At 62.7% G+C, this 20740-nt stretch carries 18 protein-coding genes; 9 read left to right on the top strand and 9 right to left on the bottom strand.

Features of this window, described 5'->3' with window-relative positions:
- Positions 1–6: 6 nt before the first annotated feature.
- Positions 7–867, bottom strand: coding sequence for a sugar ABC transporter permease (locus X756_RS148670; RefSeq protein ID WP_023730314.1), 861 nt, complete (start codon positions 865–867; stop codon positions 7–9).
- 285 nt (positions 868–1152) lie between these two features.
- The gene (locus X756_RS148675; protein ID WP_023730313.1) at positions 1153–2421 is read right to left on the bottom strand and encodes an ABC transporter substrate-binding protein; all 1269 of its coding nucleotides are present in this window, start codon (positions 2419–2421) and stop codon (positions 1153–1155) included.
- A gap of 106 nt (positions 2422–2527) precedes the next feature.
- On the opposite strand from X756_RS148675, the gene X756_RS148680 reads away from it, so the two are divergent.
- Positions 2528–3397 carry a helix-turn-helix domain-containing protein gene (locus X756_RS148680; protein ID WP_023730312.1) on the top strand — a complete coding sequence of 290 codons (870 nt, stop codon included), beginning with the start codon at positions 2528–2530 and terminating at the stop codon, positions 3395–3397.
- A 105-nt stretch (positions 3398–3502) separates the two neighbouring features.
- Here the strand turns inward: X756_RS148680 and X756_RS148685 are convergent, their stop codons facing one another.
- Positions 3503–5023 (bottom strand): ATP-binding protein, encoded by a 1521-nt coding sequence (locus X756_RS148685; protein ID WP_023730311.1) that lies wholly within the window; start codon positions 5021–5023, stop codon positions 3503–3505.
- A 57-nt stretch (positions 5024–5080) separates the two neighbouring features.
- Positions 5081–5752, bottom strand: a complete 672-nt coding sequence (locus X756_RS148690; RefSeq protein WP_023730310.1) for a winged helix-turn-helix domain-containing protein — start codon at positions 5750–5752, stop codon at positions 5081–5083.
- 224 nt (positions 5753–5976) lie between these two features.
- Here X756_RS148690 and X756_RS148695 point away from each other — a divergent pair, with 224 nt between their 5' ends.
- A complete protein-coding gene (locus X756_RS148695; protein ID WP_023692902.1) occupies positions 5977–6978 on the top strand; it encodes a LacI family DNA-binding transcriptional regulator in 1002 nt (333 codons plus the stop codon).
- 6 nt (positions 6979–6984) lie between these two features.
- Here the strand turns inward: X756_RS148695 and X756_RS148700 are convergent, their stop codons facing one another.
- Together X756_RS148700 and rocF are read right to left on the bottom strand one after the other, a co-directional pair.
- The gene (locus X756_RS148700) at positions 6985–8046 is read right to left on the bottom strand and encodes an ornithine cyclodeaminase (RefSeq protein ID WP_023730309.1); all 1062 of its coding nucleotides are present in this window, start codon (positions 8044–8046) and stop codon (positions 6985–6987) included.
- Positions 8043–8978 (bottom strand): arginase, encoded by a 936-nt coding sequence (rocF, locus tag X756_RS148705; protein WP_023730308.1) that lies wholly within the window; start codon positions 8976–8978, stop codon positions 8043–8045. Before rocF ends, X756_RS148700 begins: the two co-directional genes overlap by 4 nt.
- A gap of 146 nt (positions 8979–9124) precedes the next feature.
- Here rocF and X756_RS148710 point away from each other — a divergent pair, with 146 nt between their 5' ends.
- From X756_RS148710 to X756_RS148725, 4 genes are all read left to right on the top strand, one after another.
- A complete protein-coding gene (locus tag X756_RS148710) occupies positions 9125–9565 on the top strand; it encodes an Lrp/AsnC family transcriptional regulator (RefSeq protein ID WP_023730307.1) in 441 nt (146 codons plus the stop codon).
- A 589-nt stretch (positions 9566–10154) separates the two neighbouring features.
- Positions 10155–11369 (top strand): glycosyltransferase family protein, encoded by a 1215-nt coding sequence (locus X756_RS148715; RefSeq protein WP_023730305.1) that lies wholly within the window; start codon positions 10155–10157, stop codon positions 11367–11369.
- A gap of 1 nt (position 11370) precedes the next feature.
- The gene (locus tag X756_RS148720; protein ID WP_023730304.1) at positions 11371–12615 is read left to right on the top strand and encodes a glycosyltransferase; all 1245 of its coding nucleotides are present in this window, start codon (positions 11371–11373) and stop codon (positions 12613–12615) included.
- On the top strand, positions 12612–13760 hold the full coding sequence (locus X756_RS148725; RefSeq protein WP_023730303.1) for a glycosyltransferase family protein: 1149 nt from the start codon (positions 12612–12614) through the stop codon (positions 13758–13760). Before X756_RS148720 ends, X756_RS148725 begins: the two co-directional genes overlap by 4 nt.
- Here X756_RS148725 and X756_RS148730 read toward each other — a convergent pair.
- Positions 13738–14409: a class I SAM-dependent methyltransferase gene (locus X756_RS148730; RefSeq protein ID WP_084569921.1), complete on the bottom strand. Its 672-nt coding sequence runs from the start codon at positions 14407–14409 to the stop codon at positions 13738–13740. The two genes, X756_RS148725 and X756_RS148730, sit on opposite strands and share 23 nt — an antisense overlap.
- 262 nt (positions 14410–14671) lie before the next feature.
- Here X756_RS148730 and X756_RS148735 point away from each other — a divergent pair, with 262 nt between their 5' ends.
- The 3 genes from X756_RS148735 (at position 14672) to X756_RS148745 (ending at position 18851) form a co-directional block, all read left to right on the top strand.
- Positions 14672–17386, top strand: a complete 2715-nt coding sequence (locus tag X756_RS148735; RefSeq protein WP_023730301.1) for an ABC transporter ATP-binding protein — start codon at positions 14672–14674, stop codon at positions 17384–17386.
- A gap of 34 nt (positions 17387–17420) precedes the next feature.
- Positions 17421–17888 (top strand): cyclic nucleotide-binding domain-containing protein, encoded by a 468-nt coding sequence (locus X756_RS148740; protein ID WP_023672144.1) that lies wholly within the window; start codon positions 17421–17423, stop codon positions 17886–17888.
- Between the two features lie 111 nt (positions 17889–17999).
- Positions 18000–18851 (top strand): MBL fold metallo-hydrolase, encoded by an 852-nt coding sequence (locus X756_RS148745; RefSeq protein WP_023672143.1) that lies wholly within the window; start codon positions 18000–18002, stop codon positions 18849–18851.
- A 1-nt stretch (position 18852) separates the two neighbouring features.
- On the opposite strand, the gene X756_RS148750 is transcribed toward X756_RS148745, so the two are convergent.
- Both X756_RS148750 and X756_RS148755 read right to left on the bottom strand, forming a co-directional pair.
- Complete coding sequence (locus X756_RS148750; protein WP_023730300.1) at positions 18853–19611, bottom strand: polysaccharide deacetylase family protein; 759 nt, start codon at positions 19609–19611, stop codon at positions 18853–18855.
- A complete protein-coding gene (locus X756_RS148755; RefSeq protein WP_023730299.1) occupies positions 19608–20696 on the bottom strand; it encodes a glycosyltransferase family 4 protein in 1089 nt (362 codons plus the stop codon). Before X756_RS148755 ends, X756_RS148750 begins: the two co-directional genes overlap by 4 nt.
- Between the last annotated feature and the right edge of the window lie 44 nt (positions 20697–20740).

Here is a 20740-nt window from a genome sequence, read left to right as displayed (position 1 = left end):
CCCCCCTCATTTCGGCTCTCTTGTCAGCCACAGCTGCACCAGCGTGATGGCGATGGCGAGCCCTGCCATGGTGTAGGCGACGGCCGAGGCGTAGCCGAAATTAAGCGAGCGGAAGCCCTGGCGGTAGAGCAGCAGGCCGAGCGTCTCGGTGCCGCCACCGGGGCCGCCACGCTCGGTGATCAGGAACGGTTCGGTGAACAATTGCATGGTGCCGATGATCGACAGCACGGCGCAAAAGACGATGACCGGCTTGAGCAGCGGCAAAGTGATGTAGAAGAATTGCTTGACCTTGCTGACGCGGTCGAGCGTCGCCGCTTCATAGACATCCTCGGGGATCGACTGCAGCCCGGCGAGCAGGATGATGGCGTTGTAGCCGGCCCAGCGCCAGGTCACCGCGATCATGATCAGCGCCATGGCCGGGGTGACGTTGGAGAACCAGTCGATCTTGGGCAGGCCGATGCCGGCGAGCAATTTGTTGATGATGCCGAAATCGAGATTGAACATCAGCCGGAACACGGCGGAGTAGGCGACCTCGCCGACCACCACCGGGGCGAAGAAGGCAAAGCGGTAGAGGCCACGTGCTTTCAGCAGCGGCGAGTTCAGCAGCACCGCCATGACGATCGCCAGCGAGATCATCACCGGCACCTGGATGACGAGGATGAGCAGCGTGTTCTTCAGCGCGTTGAAGAAAGCGGGGTCGCCGATCAGGCGGCCCCAGTTGAACGTCGGCGCAAAGCGCCAGGGCACCGTGCGCGTCGCCTGGAAGGAAATCATGAACGAGAAGATGATCGGCCACACCCAGAAGATGGCAAAGATCAGAAGGTAGGGCGTAAGGAAGCGATAGGCCGTGGCGTTCTGGTAGCGCATGGTTTCCTCCTCCTTCCTCTTTCCCGGTTGGTATCCGGCGTGTTGTTAGCCGGCGTCAATTATTAAGGCTTGGCGCCGCCCCTCACCCCCTGCCGGGACCTTCTCCCCGTATAGTGACGGGGAGAAGGGGCTTGTTGGGACGCCGCCGGCGATTGGCGAACTGTTGGGCGAGAGCGTCCCTCTCCCCGCCACTATACGGGGAGAGGATGCCGGCAGGCAGGTGAGGGCAGCGCCAACGGTCCGGCAAATTGCCCTATATCTGGCCCGCCAGCATCACCGCCTTGGTCACTTGATCGGCAGTCCCGTCGCCGAAGCGATCTGGCTGGCGGCGTCGTCGAGGGCGGCCTTGGCATCGGGATAGCCGCCGCCGAGATATTTGGTCTGCACGGCGCGCATGATGATTTCGGCGTCGCTCTGGAACGGCGTGCCGCGGCTCGGCACCACTTTGGGCAGCGTGACGAGAATGTCCTTCCACACTGCCTGACCGCCCCAATAGGGCAGGCCCTGCGAGACGTAGGGGTCGTCGAGGGCCGAGATCAGTGACGGCACCAGGCCGAAATCCCTGAGCATGGTAATCTGGCCTTCATTGGTCTCGAGCGTGTATTTCAGATAGGCGTAGGCGGCCTCCTTGTTCTTCGAGGCCGAGGTGATGGCGAGCGACGAGCCGCCGAGATTGGCGGCGCGCGGGCCGTCGGCGGTGAGGCTCGGCATCAGGTAGACACCCCATTTGCCGTTTTCGCCGGCCGATTCGGTGCGGATGGTGCCCTCATACCAGCCGCCATAGACCTGGGTGGCGACGGTGCCGGCGCTGTTGTTGGTGATCTTGGTGCCCCAGTCGGCCGACGAGATGATGCCGGCGTCCTTCATGTCCTTGATCTTGGCCAGCGTGTCGACGCATTTCGGCTGGTTGACGGTGATCGACTGCCCATCGGCGGCGAAATAGCCGCAGCCCTGTTCGTTGGAAATCATGCGGAAGAATTCGGTGTCGCCGTTGAAATCGGCATTGGTCATGGTGACGCCGGGATTGGCGGCCTGGACCTTCTTGCCGGCGGCGATGAAATCGTCCCAGGTCTTGATCGAGGCTGGATCGACGCCGGCCTTCTCGTAGAAGTCGCGGCGGTAGAAGGCGGCGACTGGGCCGGAATCCCACGGCATGGCATAGGCCTTGTCGCCGACCTCCAATTCGGTGCGCTTGAAATCCGGGAATTTCTTCTGGTCGTCGGCGGTGTAGCCCAGCGTGTGCAAATCGACGAAGCAATCGGGGAACTGGCTCCAGTAGTTCTCGGCCTCGCCGTTTTCGATCGAGACGATATCGGGCAGGCCGACGCCGCCGGCCGCACAGCCGGCGATCGACTTGTCATAGGTCGGCTGGTTGCCGAGATCCTGAACGGTGACCTTGACGTCGGGATACTGCTTGTTGAAGCCGGCCACCGTCGCCTTCAGCGACGAAGCGGCGATATTCCAGCTCCAGATCGTGATTTCGCCGGACTGCGCCAAAGCCGGGCCTGAGCCCAGGCCAAGCGCCAGCGCGGCACAGATCAGTGTCGTGCGCATTGAAATCCTCCCATTTCATTTGCTCTCTCTTCGCGAGCATGGCTAGACTAGGCGGCGCGGAAGGCTTGTCCCTGACAACGGGAATAAAAGATGGGCGGAAAGTAAGATGCCGGAACGGCCGTTTTACCAGCCTGGCGCCAGCAGCGTCGAAGGCCTGCCGATGGCTTTGCAGATGTTTCACAACCATCCGCTGGTGATGCTGAAGCCGCACTGGCATGCCCAGGTCGAGGTCAATTTCATCGTCCGCGGCAGCGTGCATTACCGCATGAACGAGCACGAGATCTCGCTGTCGGCCGGCGACATGTGCCTGTTCTGGGGCGGGCTGCCGCACCAGATGGACGATCTCTCCGACGACGCCATCTATGCCGGCGCGCATCTGCCGCTGGTGCATTTCTTCCGCCTGCATCTGCCGACGGATGTCCGCCACAGGCTGATGACCGGCGCCACGCTGGTGACATCGGCGACCGACCAGGCCGACCATCACAATTTCGAGCGCTGGAACCGCTATTTCCGCTCGGGCGATCCGGCGATAACCGAGCACGCCGTGAACGAGCTGCTGCTGCGGTTGGAGCGGGTGCGCTTCGAGCCCTACCGGCTGGTGCCGGAAACCGCCATCGGCCAGGAACCCGGCGGCCCGTTCGACCAGCAATCGCTGCGCAATGTCGGGCGCATGTGCGACTTCATCGCCGAGAATTTCCTCTACGACATAGACTGCGTCGACATCGCGGCGGCGGCCGACATCCATCCCAAATACGCCATGAGCATTTTCAAGAAGTCGACCGGCATGACGCTCAACGAATATATGAACCTGTTGCGGCTGAGCTATGCACAGGCGCTTTTGATGCATGAAGACGCCAATGTGCTGCGCGTCGCCATGGATTCAGGCTTCGGCTCGCTCAGCGCCTTCAACAAATCGTTTCGCAAGCTGGCGGGGATGTCGCCCTCGGATTTTCGCCGGGGTGCGGTGGGCCGGTAGGTTCAACGGTCGTCTTGATCAACCCGCAGCCGTTCGGGTGGAAACATGTGCAAGGCTAATCGCGACCATCTTTGTCGGATGCGATCATCAACTTGGAGAAAGTTGTCAGCGACTTCGCGTTTCATGAGCGCCTTCCCCCACTCCGTCGCTGCTTCGCAGCGCCACCTCTCCCCCGTCGATCGGGGGGAGGTGTCGAGCGAAGCTCGACGGAGTGGGGTCGACCTGGCTCTGGCGTTGTCGTTTCAAGCCGGGACCGGTGCCCTCCGCCCGAGGAAACCCGACAATTACCGCCAGCCCAGGCCGGCGATCCTCCAGCGCAATCGTTGCACCATGCAGGTCGACGATGGCCCGCACCAGGCTGAGGCCAAGGCCGCTGCCGGGCGTGGTGCGGCTGGAGTCGAGCCGGTAGAGCCGCTGGAACACTTTTTCGCGCTCCTGCGCCGGGATGCCGGGGCCATTGTCGGCGACCTCAGCCAGAATGCGGTCGCCTTGCCGCCGCACCGATAGAAGGATCGCCGTGCCATCGGGGCAATGCCGCAGCGCGTTCTCAACCAGATTGGCAAACAATTGCGTCAGCAGGTCGCGATCGCCGTGAACCAGGCATGGCGTGCCGTGGACGATCGTGGCCGACAGCGACTTGCCGTCATCCTCGGCGACACCGGCATAGATTTCGGCGATGGCATCGATGACGCCGTTGAGGTCGAGATCGACAAAGCGCGACTTGCGGGCGCCGGCCTCGATCTGGGCAATACGCAACAGCGCATCGAAAGTATCGTTGATCTGCAGGCTTTCCCCTCGTGCCTCCGCCAGCTCATCGGCAACTGCCTCACCCCGCGCCGTCCTGTCGGCGACAGCCTCCAAAATCATCTGCAGGCGGTTGAGCGGCGTCTTCAGATCATGCGCGATGTCGGCGCTGACCTGGCGCATGCCGTCCACCAGCTCCGCCAGCCGCTCCAGCGCGGCGTTGACTTGGCGCGAGACGCCGTCAATGTCGTCGCCATTGCCGAGCAGTGGAATGCGGGCGTCGAGCCGGCCGTTGGAGACATCTTCCATGGTGGCGGCAATGCCGTCGAGGCGGCGCTGCACGCGCGCCGCCAGCAAGGCGCCGCCAGCCACCGCCAGCCCTGAAATGATCAGGGTGGCCCAGCCGAAGCTCATCAAAACGATGCGTTCCAGCTCCTCGGTTTCGGAGAGCGAGAAGGCGATTGTCAGGCTGTTGGGCCCGACCGAACCGGTCCAGGCGCGGTACATAGTGTCCGGCGCAACGCCTGGCAGGGAAGCGGCAAAATCCGAAAAGCCATCGGGAAGGTCGGCGGCGGTGAAATTCCCGGCCAGGCGATTGCCGGCGGGATCGGTGAGCGAGAACAGCTGTTCCTTGCTAGGGCTGAGCGCGGCATGGCTGTCGACTGCCGAAACCAGATCCTCCCGGTCGTTTCCGGCATAGGTCACCGCCACGACCGAATAGGTCTCCTTGACCGATTGGTCGAGCTGCTCGGCAAGATCCGCGCTCATCAGCTGGTAGACGATGGCGCCTGACAGGATGAAGGCGAGCACGAACAGCAAGGCGAAGGTCAGGGCCAGCCGAAACGGCGTGCTGCGCAGCAGGCGAGAGCCTGTCTCAGTCATAGTGCGTTTCAGTCATGGGAAGCTTCAGTCATGGCAAGTTTCTGTCATGCCGTGCCTTCAGTCGTGAACACTGTAGCCAGTGCTGCGCACGGTGTGGATCAACGCGGTTTCGAACGGCCTGTCGATCTTGGCGCGCAGCCGGCTGATATGGGTTTCGACGACGCTGGTCTTGGGGTCGAAGTGAAAATCCCAGACCCGTTCCAGAAGCATGGTGCGGGTGATGACGCGGCCCTCGCCGCGCATCAGCACTTCGAGCAGGCTGAATTCGCGCGGCTGCAGGTCGATCGCCTGGCCCTGCCTGGTGACGCGGCGCTGGATCAGGTCCATTTCGAGGTCGACGATGCGCAGCGTCGTCTTCAGCTCCTGCACCGCAGGGCGACGGCCGAGCGCGTTGATGCGGGCGAGCAGTTCGGAAAAGGCGAATGGCTTGACGAGATAGTCGTCGCCGCCGGCCTCGAGCCCTTCAACCCTGTCGTCGACGCCGCCGACCGAGGTCAGAAAGATCGCCGGCGTACGCACGCCCGCTGCCCGCACCGCCTTGATCATCGACAGGCCGTCGAGGCCGGGCAGCATGCGGTCGACGACGATCACGTCATAGGCGTCGCGTGTCGCGGCAAACAGCGCGTCGCGGCCATCGCGCCTGAGGTCGCAGATATGGCCTGCCTCGCCAAGGCCCTTGACGACATAGTCGGCGGTGCGTGGGTCGTCCTCGACAAGGAGAAGTCGCATCGTTGTTCCGATCGTTGGCGATTGAGCAGTTCCCGGCTCTCGAACCTTATCCGGTTGCGACAACAGGTCGACCACCAAGCACCCAGCCTTGCGGCTTTTTCTTGGCGGCAGATCGCTCCGCTCAGCAGGTTGCTCAAAGGGACATTGACACTCGAAAGCTGCGCTCTAGCGTGCGACACATCCGGTTACGCAATCATTAGGCTAATCGAGTCAGGGGACAAGAAATGACGACGATTGCCGATGTCGCGCGCCATGCCGGAGTGTCGGTCGCAACCGTCTCGCATGTGATGAACCGCACGCGCCATGTCGAGCCGGAGACGGCCGAGCGCGTGCATTCGGCCATCGCCGCCTTGCGCTACAGTCCGAACACGCTGGCGCGGAGCCTGAGGCGCGGCGAGACCAAGACCATCGGCCTGCTGCTGCCGGACAATTCCAATCCGTTCTTCGCCGGCGTGGCACGCCAGATCGAGGATGCCGGCTTCCTTGCCGGCTATACGGTGATCCTGTGCAACTCCGACGGCAGCGCCGAGAAGGAGGAGCGCTACCTCCAGGTGCTGATGGCCAAGCAGATCGACGGGCTGATCTTCGCCGGCTCGTCCGATCATGCGCGGGTGTTCTCCAGCCTTCTGCCCGGCGTCCCGGCGGTGCTGATCGACCGCGAGATCCATTCGGTCAATGTCGATTCCGTGCTGGTCGATCACGATTATGGCGGCTATCTCGCCGGCCGCTATCTGGCCGGGCTCGGTCACGAGAAGATCGGCGTCATCGGCGGCCCGCGCGATTCCAGCTCCAGCCCCGCCCGCCTGCGCGGCTTCGCCAGGGCGCTGCAGGAAGCCGGCCTCGACCTGCCGCCGGCCTCGGTGGTGGATTCCGACTACCACTTCGCCGGCGGCCGCATGGCGATGGAGCGGCTGATGGCGCAGGCGCCGGGGATCACGGCGCTGTTTGCCTGTAACGATCTGATGGCCATGGGCGCGCTGACAGTGCTGCGCGGGCGCGGATTGCGGGTCCCCGGCGACATGTCGATGATCGGCTTCGACGACATACCCTATGCCGTCACCACCTGGCCGCCACTGACGACGATCGCACAGCCGGTCGAGAAGATCGGCACGCGGGCGGTCAGCCTGCTGCTCGAGCGGGTTGCCGAGCCGGCGGCGCATTCGCGCCGCGAAGTGCTCACCCCGGTGCTCGTCGAACGGGAGAGCTGCGCGCCGTTGCGCGGCTGAAGCCCCTCAGGCGGCTGCCGGCTGCAGCGCTGCCCTGAGCAGCATGCCGAAGAGGTCGCGCGGCTCGTCGGGATCGGCGAGCAGGTCGAGCTCCTCGTAGAGGCCGGTGGCCTGAAGCTGGTCTCTGATATAGCGCAGTGCGGAAAAATCCTCGGTGGCGAAGCCGACGGAATCGAACAAGGTGATCTGTTCCGCCGTCTTGCGGCCTTCCGCCTTGCCGGTCATCACCTGCCACAACTCGGTCACCGGATGGTCGGCGTGGAGCTGCTGGATTTCGCCCTCGATGCGCGTCTGCGGCGAGAACTCGACGAAGATGTCGGAGCGCAAAAGGATGTCGCGGTGCAGTTCCGTCTTGCCGGGGCAGTCGCCGCCGACCGCGTTGATGTGCACGCCGGAACCGACCATGTTGTCGGTCAGAATCGTGGCGGACAGCTTGTCGGCGGTCACCGTGGTGATGATGTCGACGCCTTCCACAGCATCCTGGCCGGTGGCGCAGATGGTGATGTCAAAGCCTTTGCCGGCGAGGTTGCGGGCGCATTTCTCGGAAGCCGAGCGGTCGATGTCGTAGAGCCGCAGCCGGTCGATGCCGAGCAGCGCTTTGAAGGCGACAGCCTGGAATTCGGACTGGGCGCCATTGCCGATGATGGCCATCGAGCGCGCGCCCCTGGGCGCCAGATATTTGGCAGCGACCGCGGAGGTGGCCGCGGTGCGCAGCGCCGTCAGGATCGTCATTTCGGTGAGCAGCATCGGATAGCCGGAGCCGACATCGGCGAGCACGCCGAAGGCGGTGACGGTCTGGCGGCCCTCGCGCATGTTCTTGGGGTGGCCGTTGACATATTTGAAGCCGTAGAGCCTGCCGTCGCTGGTCGGCATCAGCTCGATGACGCCGTCATGGCTGTGCGAGGCGATGCGCGGCGTCTTGTCGAACAGCTCCCAGCGGCGAAAATCCTCCTCGATATAGGCGGCGAGTTCGGTGAGGAACCGCTCGACGCCGATGGTCAGCACCAGCTTCATCATGCGGTCGACGCTGACGAAGGGGACGATGGCAAGGCGCGATGGCTGGGTCATGCAATGCTTCCGGAATGGCTGCGGGTCGGGCGGTCCATGATGCGCCGGCCCATCAGGCTGGCGGCGAGGTCGACAATCAGCGTGGCGGTGCGGCCGCGCTCGTCGAGGAACGGGTTGAGCTCGACCAGATCAAGGCTGGAGACCAGGCCGCTGTCGGACAGCATCTCCATCACCAGATGCGCCTCGCGGAAGGTGGCGCCGCCGGGCACGGTGGTGCCGACGGCCGGCGCGATGGAGGGGTCGAGGAAGTCGACGTCGAGGCTGACATGCAGCAGGCCGTTTGCCTTTTCGACGATGGCCAGGAAGGCGCGCAGCAAAGGTGCGACGCCGTGCTCGTCAATGGTGCGCATGTCGTGCACGGTAACCCCCGCTTCGCTCAGCGCCCGGCGCTCCGCCGGATCGACGCTGCGCAGGCCCATGACGCAGATGTGGGCAGGATCGACGGCGACGGGCAGGTCGGGGAAATAACCGCTGAAGCCCGGCCGGCCGCTGGCATAGGCGAGCGGCACGCCGTGCAGATTGCCGCTGACGGTGGTATCGAGCGTGTGGAAATCCGGATGCGCGTCGAGCCACAGCACGAAGAGCGGCCGGCCGCGTTCGGCGGCGCGGCGGGCTATGCCCGACACCGTGCCGGCCGATATCGCGTGGTCGCCGCCAAGGAAGATCGGCATGGCGTCCCGCGAAGCCGCATAGGCGGTCTCGGCAATTGCCGCCGTCCAGGCGGAAATCTCCGGCAGGGCCTTCAGCGCGAGATTGCCATGGACGAGTGCGCGCACTGCGGCCGGTTGCACCGCGCCCCAGTCCTCGACCTGATGGCCGAGTTCCGACAGCACCGAGACAAGCCCGGCCGTGCGCAGCGCGCTCGGCCCCATCTCGCATCCCATCCTGCCGGCGCCGTCCTGCACCGGCGCGCCAACGATCCTGCAGCGCATGGTTTTTGTTGTCCTTGCAAATTGATTGGGCAATTGATGCGTGGAATGAACCATCCTGGACCGGCAGTTTGAACAAACGAAGTTGGCATTTCGAGAAGAATGATTTATCATTCCGATAAGTCGCTTTGGTCAAAGTGGATAGAATCATGGACTTGCTTGACGAAAGGCTGGTCACGCTGCTCAGGCATGATGCCCGGCGCAGCATCTCCGATCTCGCGGTCGATCTCGGGGTGTCGCGCGCCACGGTCAGGGCGCGCATGGAGCGACTGGAAAAAACGGGCGAGATCATCGGCTACACGGTGGTGCTGCGCGCCGACGCCGTCGACCAGCGGATACGCGGCGTGATGATGATCGAGATCGAGGGCCATGCCGCCGACCGCGTGGTCCGGGCGCTCGGCGGTCTCGCTGAGGTTTCGACCATTCACACCACCAATGGCCGCTGGGACCTGGTGGTCGAACTCGGCACGGCCTCGCTCACCGATTTCGACGCGGTTCTGCGCCGAATCCGGCTAATCCCGGGGATAACCGGCAGCGAGACAAGTCTGCTGCTGGCAACGTCGAGGACGACAAGGGCGCGGCTGGCTTAGCCGCCGTTCCGGCCGGCGTGTTCACGCAAAGCTTTGGGCGGAACTGGCGAATGGGTCGCCTGGCTGACGAATCTCATTGGGGCCGCAGCTATCCTCCACATGACGGAGGAAGCCGGCATGACGCGAGATTGCACCAGCTTCAACGGTGCAAGGACCGGACGCTTGCCACAGGCCAAGGCTGATGGCAGGATAAAAGGCCGCAACGTGCGGCCTCTGGCGGCCGTTGTGTTTCGATGGATTATGAAGCATTTTCCCAAGGTGCGGGTTCTCCTCACAATGTGCGGCAGCCTCGTTTCGCCTTGGTCGCCCTTGATTTTTCGCAATGTGCGCTTTGCCTGCCTCAGGCCGCAGGGCATTTAATTCCACGGGGTCAAGCCTCATGACAGAGATTTGTGCTCGGGCCGTCTATCGTCGGCGAAGACAAGGTATGGCGCCACAATCAGCGCCCCTGGCATTCGTGACCTGGTGAAGAATGCCGTTGCGTACCTCTCGCCCCCATGTTTCAAAACAGGTCGATAGACCCGTGAGAATGGTTTCGAAGCCTGCGGGGTTGCCCACGGTCCGGCGAGAATTCTAAAAGACGTTCACAATGACACAGCACGCCAAAGACGCACGAATTCTCATGTACAGCCACGACACGTTCGGGCTCGGCCATTTGCAGCGTTGCCGAACGATCGCTCATTCGCTGGTCGGGGATTTCCGCGGACTTCAGGTGCTAATCATTTCGGGCGCCACCATCGCCGGCGCCTTCGACTACCGCGCCCGCGTCGACTTCGTGAAGATCCCCAGCGTCATCAAGTTGCGCAACGGCGAATACACCTCGCTGGAAAAGGACATCGATCTGCATGAGACGCTCAGGATGCGGCAGTCGATTATTCGCCACACAGCCGAGAGCTTCCGGCCGGATATCTTCATCGTCGACAAGGAACCGCTGGGGCTGCGCGGAGAGATCGAGGATACGCTGTCCTACCTCAAGACGCGGGGCACCACGCTCGTGCTTGGCCTGCGCGAGGTGATGGACGCGCCGCATTTGCTCGAAGCGGAGTGGGCACGCAGGGATGTGATGCGCAAGATTGGCCTGTTCTACGACAAGGTCTGGGTCTATGGCCCGCCGGATTTCTACGATCCGTTGACCGGCCTGGACGTGCCGCCGGCGGTCAGGGCAAAGATGAAGTTCGTCGGTTTCCTGCAACGGAGCCTGCAGCAGAACCAATTGCCCGGCCACCGGCCCGAGGGCGACTATATCCTGGTTACCACCGGTGGCGGTGGTGACGGCGCCGACCTGATCCACAACGTCATCGAGGCCTATCAGCAGGATCCGCGATTGCAGCACAGGGCGCTGATCGTGCTTGGGCCTTACATGCCGGCGCGCAAGCGCAACAAGCTGGTCAGGAAAGGGGCCAAGATCCCCTATGTCAAGATCATCGAATTCGACAACCGCATGGAAGAGCTGATTGCCGGCGCCAAGGCGGTGGTGGCGATGGGCGGTTACAACACCTATTGCGAGATACTGTCTTTCGACAAGCCGGCGCTGATCGTGCCGCGCGTCACGCCGCGCGAGGAACAGCTGATCCGGGCACGGCGCGCAGCCGAACTCGGCCTCATCGAGATGCTTTTGCCCGAGGAGGCCGAGGATGCCCAGCGGTTTGCCGATGTGCTGCAGGTTTTGCCGGGCCGGCCCCGCCCATCGCAGAGCAATGCGCATCTGACTCTGGAAGGGCTGCCTCATATTTCCGAAATCGTCGCGGAACTGCTCGACCGCCGGGCCGGCCATCACCTTTCGGTCATTGAAGGCATGAACTGAGTTGCAACACCGCAAGATCGTCGTGGTTCTGAAGGGCTATCCGCGGCTGTCGGAAACCTTCATCGCACAGGAACTGCTCGGTCTCGAGCGTGCGGGGTTCGACCTGATACTTTTCGCGCTCAGGCGGCCGACCGACGCAAAACGTCATCCCGTGCATGACGAGATCAAGGCCCCCGTCCATTATCTGCCGGAATATCTGCACAGAGAGCCGCTGCGCGTGGTTCGATCGCTGTTTGCCTGTCTGCCGCGGCCTGGCTTCTGGCGCGCGCTCAAATCGCTCGCTGCCGATATCCGCCGCGACTTTACGCGCAATCGCGCGCGCCGCTTCGGGCAAGCGCTGGTGCTGGCGGCCGAATGGCCGCAAGATGCCGGATGGCTGCATGCCCATTTCGCGCACACGCCGGCATCGGTGACGCGCTATGCCAGCCAGCTTCGTGGCTTGCCCTGGAGCTGCTCAGCCCATGCCAAGGACATCTGGACGTCGGCGGACTGGGATCTGGCCGGCAAGCTTTCCTCGGCGCGCTGGACGGTCACGTGCACGAAAACCGGCTTCGACCATCTGAAAAAACTCGCCAACGGCAGTTCGTCCGTGCATCTGAGCTATCATGGGCTCGACCTTGACCGCTTCGGCAGTTTCGGCGAGGCGCGAAAACAGCGTGACGGCTCGGCGCCGGCCGAACCGGTCATGATCTTGAGTGTCGGACGCGCCGTTGAAAAGAAAGGCTATGATACGTTGCTGGAGGCTCTTGCCCTCTTGCCTGGCGATCTGGCGTGGTGTTTCGAGCATATCGGTGGCGGCGAGGAACTAAAACGGCTGAAGGCGCTGGCGCAAAGGCTCGGACTGGAGGGTCGCGTCTCCTGGAAAGGCGCGCTGGCGCAGGAGGAGGTGCTTGAGCACTACCGCAGCGCCGACATCTTCGCTTTGGCCTGTAGGATCACCGCGGATGGCGACAGGGACGGCCTGCCGAATGTTCTGGTGGAGGCGGCCAGCCAGCGGCTTGCCTGCGTGTCGACCGATATTTCCGGCGTGCCGGAGCTTTTGTCGTCGGATGAAACCGGGCTGCTGATTCCCTCGGAAAACCCGACTGCCCTGGCACAGGCGCTGGAGCGCCTGATCCGCGATCCCGTCCTCCGCGCCCGTCTCGGCGACGCCGCGGAGCGGCGCGTGCGAAGCAATTTCGATCATGTGGCAGGCATTGGACAGCTCAAGGAACTGTTCGAGCGGGAGTGGCGGGTCGCCGAATGAAGCGGCTGCGCGCTTTCTTCTATGTTCAGCACCTGCTCGGCATCGGCCATCTCGCGCGCGCCAGCCGCATTGCGGCGGCTCTGGTCGATGACGGGTTCGACGTCACCGTCGTGACCGGCGGAGCGCCGATCGCGGGATTTCCGGGATCGGGCGTAAAATCCGTGACCCTGCCGCCTGTCACCTCCGGTGACGAAGGATTTTCCGGACTTGTCGACCTGCAGGGCAAAGCCGTCGACGATGATTTCAAGACGCGGCGCTCAGACATGCTGCTGCAGGCTTTCCGGGATTACAGGCCCGACATCGTCATTATCGAGGCGTTTCCCTTTGGACGCCGGCAGATGCGTTTCGAACTCCTGCCGCTGATCGAGGCCATCGAAGCGACATCGCCCAGACCGCTGCTGGCGGCGTCCGTCCGCGACATCCTTCAGGAGCGCGTGAAGCCGAGCCGAAACGAAGAAACGGTCGATATCGTCAACAGGCATTTCGATCTTGTCATGGTCCATGGCGATCCGGCTTTCGCAACCATCGACAAGACATTTCCGCTGGCTGGGGCGATCAGGGCCGAGGTCGCCTACACAGGGCTCGTTGCCGCGCCGCCGGCGCAAGCGGCCTCAGAGCGCTTCGACGTTCTGGTGTCGGTTGGCGGCGGGGCGGCCGGAAAGAGCCTTGTCAGATCCACCGTCGCGGCGGCGCGAAGTGCCGATAACGCCTGGACATGGTGTTTGATCACCGGCCCAAACCTGCCGAAGGACGAGTTCGACGCGATTTCACGCGATGCCTCCCCACGCCTGTCCATCTTCCGGTTCCGCGAGGATTTCGCCAGCCTGCTGACCGGCGCCCGCCTGTCGGTCTCGCAGGCGGGTTACAACACGGTCTGCGATGTGATGCGCGCGGGGTGTCGCTCGCTGCTCGTTCCATTTGCAGCCGGCGGGGAAACCGAGCAGACGCGTCGCGCTCTGATGCTCGAAGAGCTCGGTCTTGCAACGGTGCTGACGGAACAGGACCTGACGCCTGAAGGTCTGGCGCATGCGATCGAGCAGGCGCTTGCGGGACCGCCGCCAGCCGCGCATCGTCTCGATCTGGAAGGGGCGCGGCGCTCGGCGCAAATCCTGTGCGAACGCTTCAAACAGTTCCAATCAGCATGAAGCGCGTATATTTTTTTGTCGGCAGTTCACCGGAGAACCTGATCTGCCGCAGCGCCGCCATGGCTTCGAAGGCTGCAAGTGACGCCACGCAGTTGATGTGCGTCGGCTCGCTGAAATAATCGTTCGACTGCAGCAGCACGTTCGTGCCCCGCGGAAGCAGGGCAAGCCAGGCGCTGAGGTCGGCTATGTGTTCGCAGCTCGTATTGACCACCAAGTCGGGCCCGCCGGCGGCATAGTCGAGTGCGTACATATCTGCCGTCAGCGCTTGAAACCGGTCGCCGGCTTGCCGGTTGAGTGTCCGGGCGACCGCGCCGACTTCGGGATCAATGTCGATGCTGTCGATCGCCGCGATGTCGAAGCGGGCGTCGTTGAAAAGCATCGCCGGCAATACGCCGTACCATCCACCCAGAACCCATATGCGCTCGAACCGGCCGCCGCAGCTTTCGAAAAGCCTGTCGAGCGCCCACATCTTGCAGGCGACCTGTTTGTGGTTGAAGGCGTTCGCGATATTGGCCTGCGGATGCTTGGCGATGACGCGCGCCAGCCCGGCCACGAGAGGGTGGTCGACATAGGCGGCAATTCCCCGCGTGAGGTCCAGGGCTTGCTCATGCCCATCCATGCCGGCATTGCGTGGTTGCGTGACATCCATCATATTCGTCTTCTATGTTGGGATTTCGGGCGACACAACGCAATCTTGCCTCTTGCCTGTTCGACTTGCGGACGCGACTGTGCCGCAAGCCGTTTCGCCATTGCCCGGAGAAGGCCGATTGAATTTGTCCGGACCATCGGCGCCCATCCGCTTGGCGCGCAGCTGCCGCTTTGAGCTCGTCGTTGGCGGCGAAGACATGGCCGATACACCATTTGCCAGCAGGTGCCTTTACATTCCGCATCCTTCAAACTGACAATCGCATATGGAAACCAGCCTAGCCCGCTATATCTGGACGCACACCAGGAAGCAGCAGCTCTGGATATTGATGATCGTCGTGCTTTCGATGGTCCCGTATTTCATGTCGTTCGACCTGCCGAAGCTGATCGTCAACGGCCCGATCCAGGGCAAGGGGTTCGAGCAACCGGGCGCGACCCTGCCATTCATGCGGTTGCACTATAACCTGCCGTTCATCGGCGAGGTCCAGTTCTTCTCCGGTTTTCAACTGGACCGCACCTCGACCCTGCTTGCGCTCAGCCTTGTGTTCCTCTTGCTGGTCGTCATCAACGGCTTGTTCAAGCTCTACATCAACACTTACAAGGGCCGGCTCGGCGAACGCATGCTGCGGCGTATTCGTTTCGATCTGGTCGATCGTGTGCTGCGGTTTCCGCCGGTTTACTTCAAGCGGGTGAAATCCGCCGAAGTGGCGACCATGGTGAAGGACGAGGTGGAGCCGCTGGGCGGCTTCATTGGCGATGCCTTCCTGCAGCCGGTGCTGCTCGGCGGCCAGGCGCTGACGGCCATGCTGTTCATCATGGTCCAGAACGTCTGGCTCGGAATGATAGCGGTCGTGATCGTGGCGATCCAGATCGTGCTTATCCCGCGAATGCGGCGGCGGCTGCTCGTGCTCGGGCGCCAGCGGCAGTTGACGGCGCGCGCGCTTTCAGGCCGGGTTGGCGAAATCGTCGACGGCATCGGCGCGGTTCACGTCCACGATACGTCGAACTACGAGCGCGCCGACATAGCAGCCCGGCTCGGGCTCATCTTCAAAATCCGCTTCGATCTTTACCAATGGAAATTCATGGTAAAGTTCCTCAACAATTTTCTCGCGCAGCTCACGCCCTTTCTGTTCTACATGATCGGTGGCTATCTGGTCATCCAGGGGCGGTTGGATGTCGGCCAGCTCGTGGCCGTGATCGGCGCTTACAAGGACTTGCCCGGACCGATGAAGGAACTGATCGACTGGGATCAGGACCGGCAGGATGTCCAGGTCAAATATCAGCAGGTCGTCGAACAGTTCACCGTCGAGAATATCATCGCGCCGGAAATCGGAGCACTGACGGTCGACGATCCCGATCCGATGACCAAGCCGCTGTCGGCGGTCAGCCTGTCGATAGCAGACGATGGCGGCGCAATGCTCCTCAATCGCATCTCGCTCGAGGTCAAGCCGGGTGAGACGGTGGCGCTGGTCAGCACCGCAACAGGGGGAGCGGAGGCGCTTGCGGAAGCCTTTGCGCGGCTGACCTGGCCGGACAGCGGAAGGATCGTTTCGGGCTCCGATGACTTGCTCGATCTCCCCGAAGCCGTGACCGGCCGGCGCATTTCCTACGCTTCGTCGGATGTTTTCCTGTTCCAGGCAAGCCTGCGCGACAATTTGCTCTACGGGTTGAAGCATGCGCCGCTGACATCGGTGACATATGACGGCGCCGCGGCGGACCAGCACCGTTGGAATATCGACGAGGCGCGCCGGTCGGGCAATCCGGATCTCGATATCCGCAGCGACTGGATCAACTATGCCTCCGCCGGCGCCACCGGCCCGCACGACCTCTTTGAAGCCGTGCGCCGGGTGCTCGACGCGGTTCTTCTGTCGCGCGACATTCTGGATCTAGGCTTGCGCTCTTCGGCCGACCTCAAGCGCCACACGAAGCTTGCCGGGCGGATCGTCGAATTGCGTGCGGCGCTGCGAACCCGGTTGGAGGAAGAAGGCCTGAGCGCGCTGGTGGTTCCTTTTGAACCGGGCGCCTACAACAAGGAAGCGACGATCGGCCAGAACCTGCTCTTCGGCGCTGCGGCCGGCCCCGAACTGGCTCACAAGGCACTGGCGTCCAATCCCTATTTTGCTTCCGTGCTGAAGCAAGCCGGCCTCGACCGCACGCTCTACGAAATGGGCATGGAGATCGCCGAACAGGCGATCGAGCTGTTTGCCGACCTGCCGCCCGAACACCAGTTCTTCCAGCAGCTCGCCTTCATGAGCGCCGAGGAGATACCCGCCTACGAAACCTTGCTGCAACGGCTCAAGAATCGCCCCTACGATGCGGTTTCGGAGAACGACCGCGCCATGATGGTCACCTTAAGCTTTGCCTATATCGAGCCCCGGCATCGCTTCGGCCTGTTGACCGACGAGCTGATGAGCAAGATCATCGCTGCACGCAACCAGTTCTATGAAAACCTGCCGGCCGAGCTGGAGAAAGCTGTCGAACGGTTTGACCCTGCCAAATACATCGCCGCGGCCACCGTCATGGACAACGTCCTGTTCGGGCGTGTCGGCAACAACCATCCCGACGCGCCGGACCGCATTCGCTCCATCGTCTATGATATTCTTGACGAACTGGGGCTTTATGCCGAGCTTCTGGATGTCGGCCTGGACTTCAACGTCGGCGCCGCCGGCAGGCGGCTGACCGGCGGACAGCGACAGAAGCTCGATGTTGCCCGCGCCTTGCTCAAGCGTCCCGATTTCCTCATTCTCAATCGGCCGCTGTCGGCGCTCGACCAGCGCGTGCAGGACAAGGTGTTGCGGAATGTGCTCGACGAAGCCAGACGCGACGGCCATTCGCCGGCAATTGTGTGGGTGGTGACGAATCCGGCAATGGCGGCGATGTTCGATCGGGTTGTGGTCTTTGACTCAGGCCAATTGGTGGAAGACGGAACACACGAGACACTCCTGGCGGGAAACGGTATCTTCAAGGAACTTGTGTCATAGTCTGGCAAACGCGAATTCAGGAAGGTTTGCGACAATGCTGCTCAAGGATGAAGTTGGAATGCTGCAACGCGTTCCCTTGTTCTCTGGCATCGAGCCGACAAAGCTCAAGCTGCTCGCGTTCACGTCCGATCGCGTGAACTACAGTGCCGGCCAGATTCTTTTCCGGCAGGGCGACGAGGCAGACGCCGCCTATGTCATCCTTTCGGGCAGCGCGGATATTCTGGTCGATTCCGACAATGGGCCGATCAAAGTTGCCGAATTGCTGCCAAATTCGATCGTTGGCGAGATTGCCATATTGTGCAACAGCTCCCGTACTGCCACCGTCAAAGCGGCAAGTGAGCTGGAGGCCTTGAGAATCCGCAAGGACCATTTCCTGAGGCTTATGAAGGAGTTTCCCGAAATGACCATCGAGATATTGCGGGTTCTTGCCGATAGGCTAAGCAGTACGACCGCGGACCTGATCGACGCACGAACGGCCGAGAGCGATTCACAGTTGCACTGAAGCGGCGAGCCGCTCTGTTTCTTTGTTTTGACGCAGTTTCCGGAACCGTGTCACACCTTTCCTGGAACGACTCTGGCAGCAGTTGGTTGGCTACGATGGGCGAAAGGGTGCATGGACGACGATTTCTTCCTTGTCAGGTTTTGGGGCGTGCGCGGCAGCATTGCGGTGTCGGGGCCAGAATTTGCTCGCTATGGCGGCAACACGATCTGCATCGAGATGCAATGCGGCAAGCATACGCTTCTGTTCGACGCGGGCTCCGGCTTGCGGCCTGCCGGCAGGACGCTTCGGGCGGCGGGCGTCACCGATTTCGACCTGTTTTTCACCCATTGCCACTACGACCACGTCATCGGGCTGCCGGCTTTCAAGCCTATTTATGAACGAGGCATCAAAGTTACGCTTTGGTCCGGGCATCTGGCTGGACGCATGACGACGCGGCAGATGGTCGATGAATTCATTCGGCCGCCATGGTTTCCGGTGACACTCGGTGTCTGCAAGGCGAGCCTCGACTGCCGCGATTTCGCATCCGGAGACGTGCTTCGGCCGCGCGAAGGAGTTGTTGTGCGGACCGGTAGTCTTACCCATCCGGGCGGCTGCATCGGCTACCGGGTCGAATGGGGGGGCCGCGTCGTGGCGGTCATCACAGACACCGAGCACGAGCCGGGCAAACTCGATCCGGCGGTGCTCGGCCTGATCGAGAATGCCGACCTCGTCATTTACGATTGCACCTACACCGAGGAGGAAATGGAGCGCTACCGCGGCAACGGGCACTCGACATGGCAACAGGGCGTCAAGCTCTGCGAGGCGGCCGGCGCGCGCGGGCTTGCGCTGTTTCACCACGATCCGGCACGCACCGACGATGAGCTGGACGAGATGGAGAAACTGGCCAAAGACAGATTTGCCGGCGCTTTTGCGGCGCGGGATGGCCAGACGCTCACATTTCCAGTCTTGCACAAAAAGCGCTGAGCTATTTTCCGGCGCTGCGTTCTGTCAGTGTGCTGATCGGAAGCCATGCGCAGCCTTCTGCCCGCGCGGTGATCGTGAACAGCCGTTCGAGGAAAAGCCAAGCCGATTCATCATGGACGAGATGGTGGGTGAGCAGGCCGACCGGTTCGCCGCCGCCGAATGCACGCTGCAATTGCGCGACGATGGCCTGAACCAACAGACCATGATCGCGGCAGCCGCGCGTGCCATGCCAATCCATGATGTCGACATTGCTGTTGATGACCGCCAGGGAAGCCGGCCTTGGCGGCCCGAACACCGACAATGCCGCAAATCCTATCGATCGGAGGTCGGGTACCAGGCCGGCGTCGATCCGGTTCCAGGGCGGCACCAGCATCGGAACCGCACGTGCGCCGTGCAGGCCGCTTACACGCGACAGCCCGCCGGCCAGCTCATCCAGCACCACCTCGCGTGGCCGATGCGCGCCAAGCTCCTGCTTTTTTTGACCCTCGGGCGCATGATTTCGGTGCGCCCAGCCATGAATGGCGACCGTGGCATGCGGCGCCGCGTCAAGCCGGACGACAAGCGTCCCGTCGGTCTGGGCCGGAATGACGGCCAGAGTGACCGGCACCGCGAAGTCACCGGTGAGGTCGAGCAACCGATCGAGCGCCGGCGTCGGATCCACGGCGTCATCGTCGCGCAGCCAGAACTCTGCCTTGCGGCCCGCCCGTTGCCGGTGCGCCAGCTCGTCCACCAGGGGCTGCCAAGTCGGGTCGGATGTCATGACAACGGGATCATCTTGAGAAGTTCGGCCAGGCGGGCCTTTGCAGCACCGAGAGAGCGTTCTTCGAGAACGAAACGTCTGGCCTCTGCAGCCATGATGGTTCTTTCATCATTATTGGCCAGAAGCCTTGCAATGGCAGAAGCGAACGCCGCCACATCGCCTGGCGGGGTGAGAAACCCGGTCTGGCCATGCCGCACGACCTCCGGCACGCCGGCAATGTCCTGAGCCACCACCGGAAGGCCGGCGGCCTGTGCTTCAAGATAGGCAATGCCATAGGCCTCGCCGTAACCCGGCCAGACGTAGATTCCCCCGCGATAGAGGACATCCGGCACGGCGACCGGCTCAATCGCGCCAAGCCATTCGATACGGTCGGCGGGCAAGCCGGCGAATTGCGCCTTTACCTCGTCGCGGGCAGGTCCGTCCCCGACGACCGACAGCGTCCAGGGGAGGTGGCCGATCAACCCGAGCGCCTGCGCCAGCATGCGATAGCTCAAGACCTTGTCGCCCGGGCGCATCATGGCGACGGTCACGAGGCGCGTCGGATAATCCAGTACCGGCATTTCGTGGAATGCCGATGTGTCGATGAAGGGTGAAAGCATACCGAGAGCGGCGTGGGGAACAGCATCCGCCAGCCCCTGGCGATCCCTTTGCGTGAAGCAGATGTTCAGCGCCGCCTGCTCGATGGCTCGCGCCACCAATGCCTGGCTATCGGCCCACGAACCGGCGTTGCGCCGTTCGGAATAGGAGGCTTCGGCCGTCACATAGGGGACAGCAAAGGCCAACGCCAGCTCGGGCCCGATCAGGTCGGGCGCCTTGTAGTAGGGATGATAGGAGAACCAGAGATCGGGCTTGCCGTCACGGTCCCAAAGCCTTGTCAGTCGCGCGGCTTCGTCCCGGGCCTCGATCATGAGCGCATCGAAACTTTTCGGTTCCGGCTGGCGTAGATAGAAGCGCAACTCCGATGCCAGTTCGACGCTATGCCCGCCATGCTGCAGCGCCTGGACCAGCATCCGTGCCATCTGGCGGTCGCCGGAGACAACGGGATGATTGGGCGACTTCAGCGGGGCGTAGAAGGCAATTCGCATCGCGCGATCCTATCATCGCAAAGCCTGCCCAAGTCAATTTCGAG

Origin of the sequence: Mesorhizobium sp. LNJC405B00, assembly GCF_000502615.1 — a bacterium.
Classification (GTDB): domain Bacteria; phylum Pseudomonadota; class Alphaproteobacteria; order Rhizobiales; family Rhizobiaceae; genus Mesorhizobium.
The sequence above is the reverse complement of the archived record's forward strand: the minus strand, read 5'-3'. Positions and strand labels throughout refer to the sequence as shown.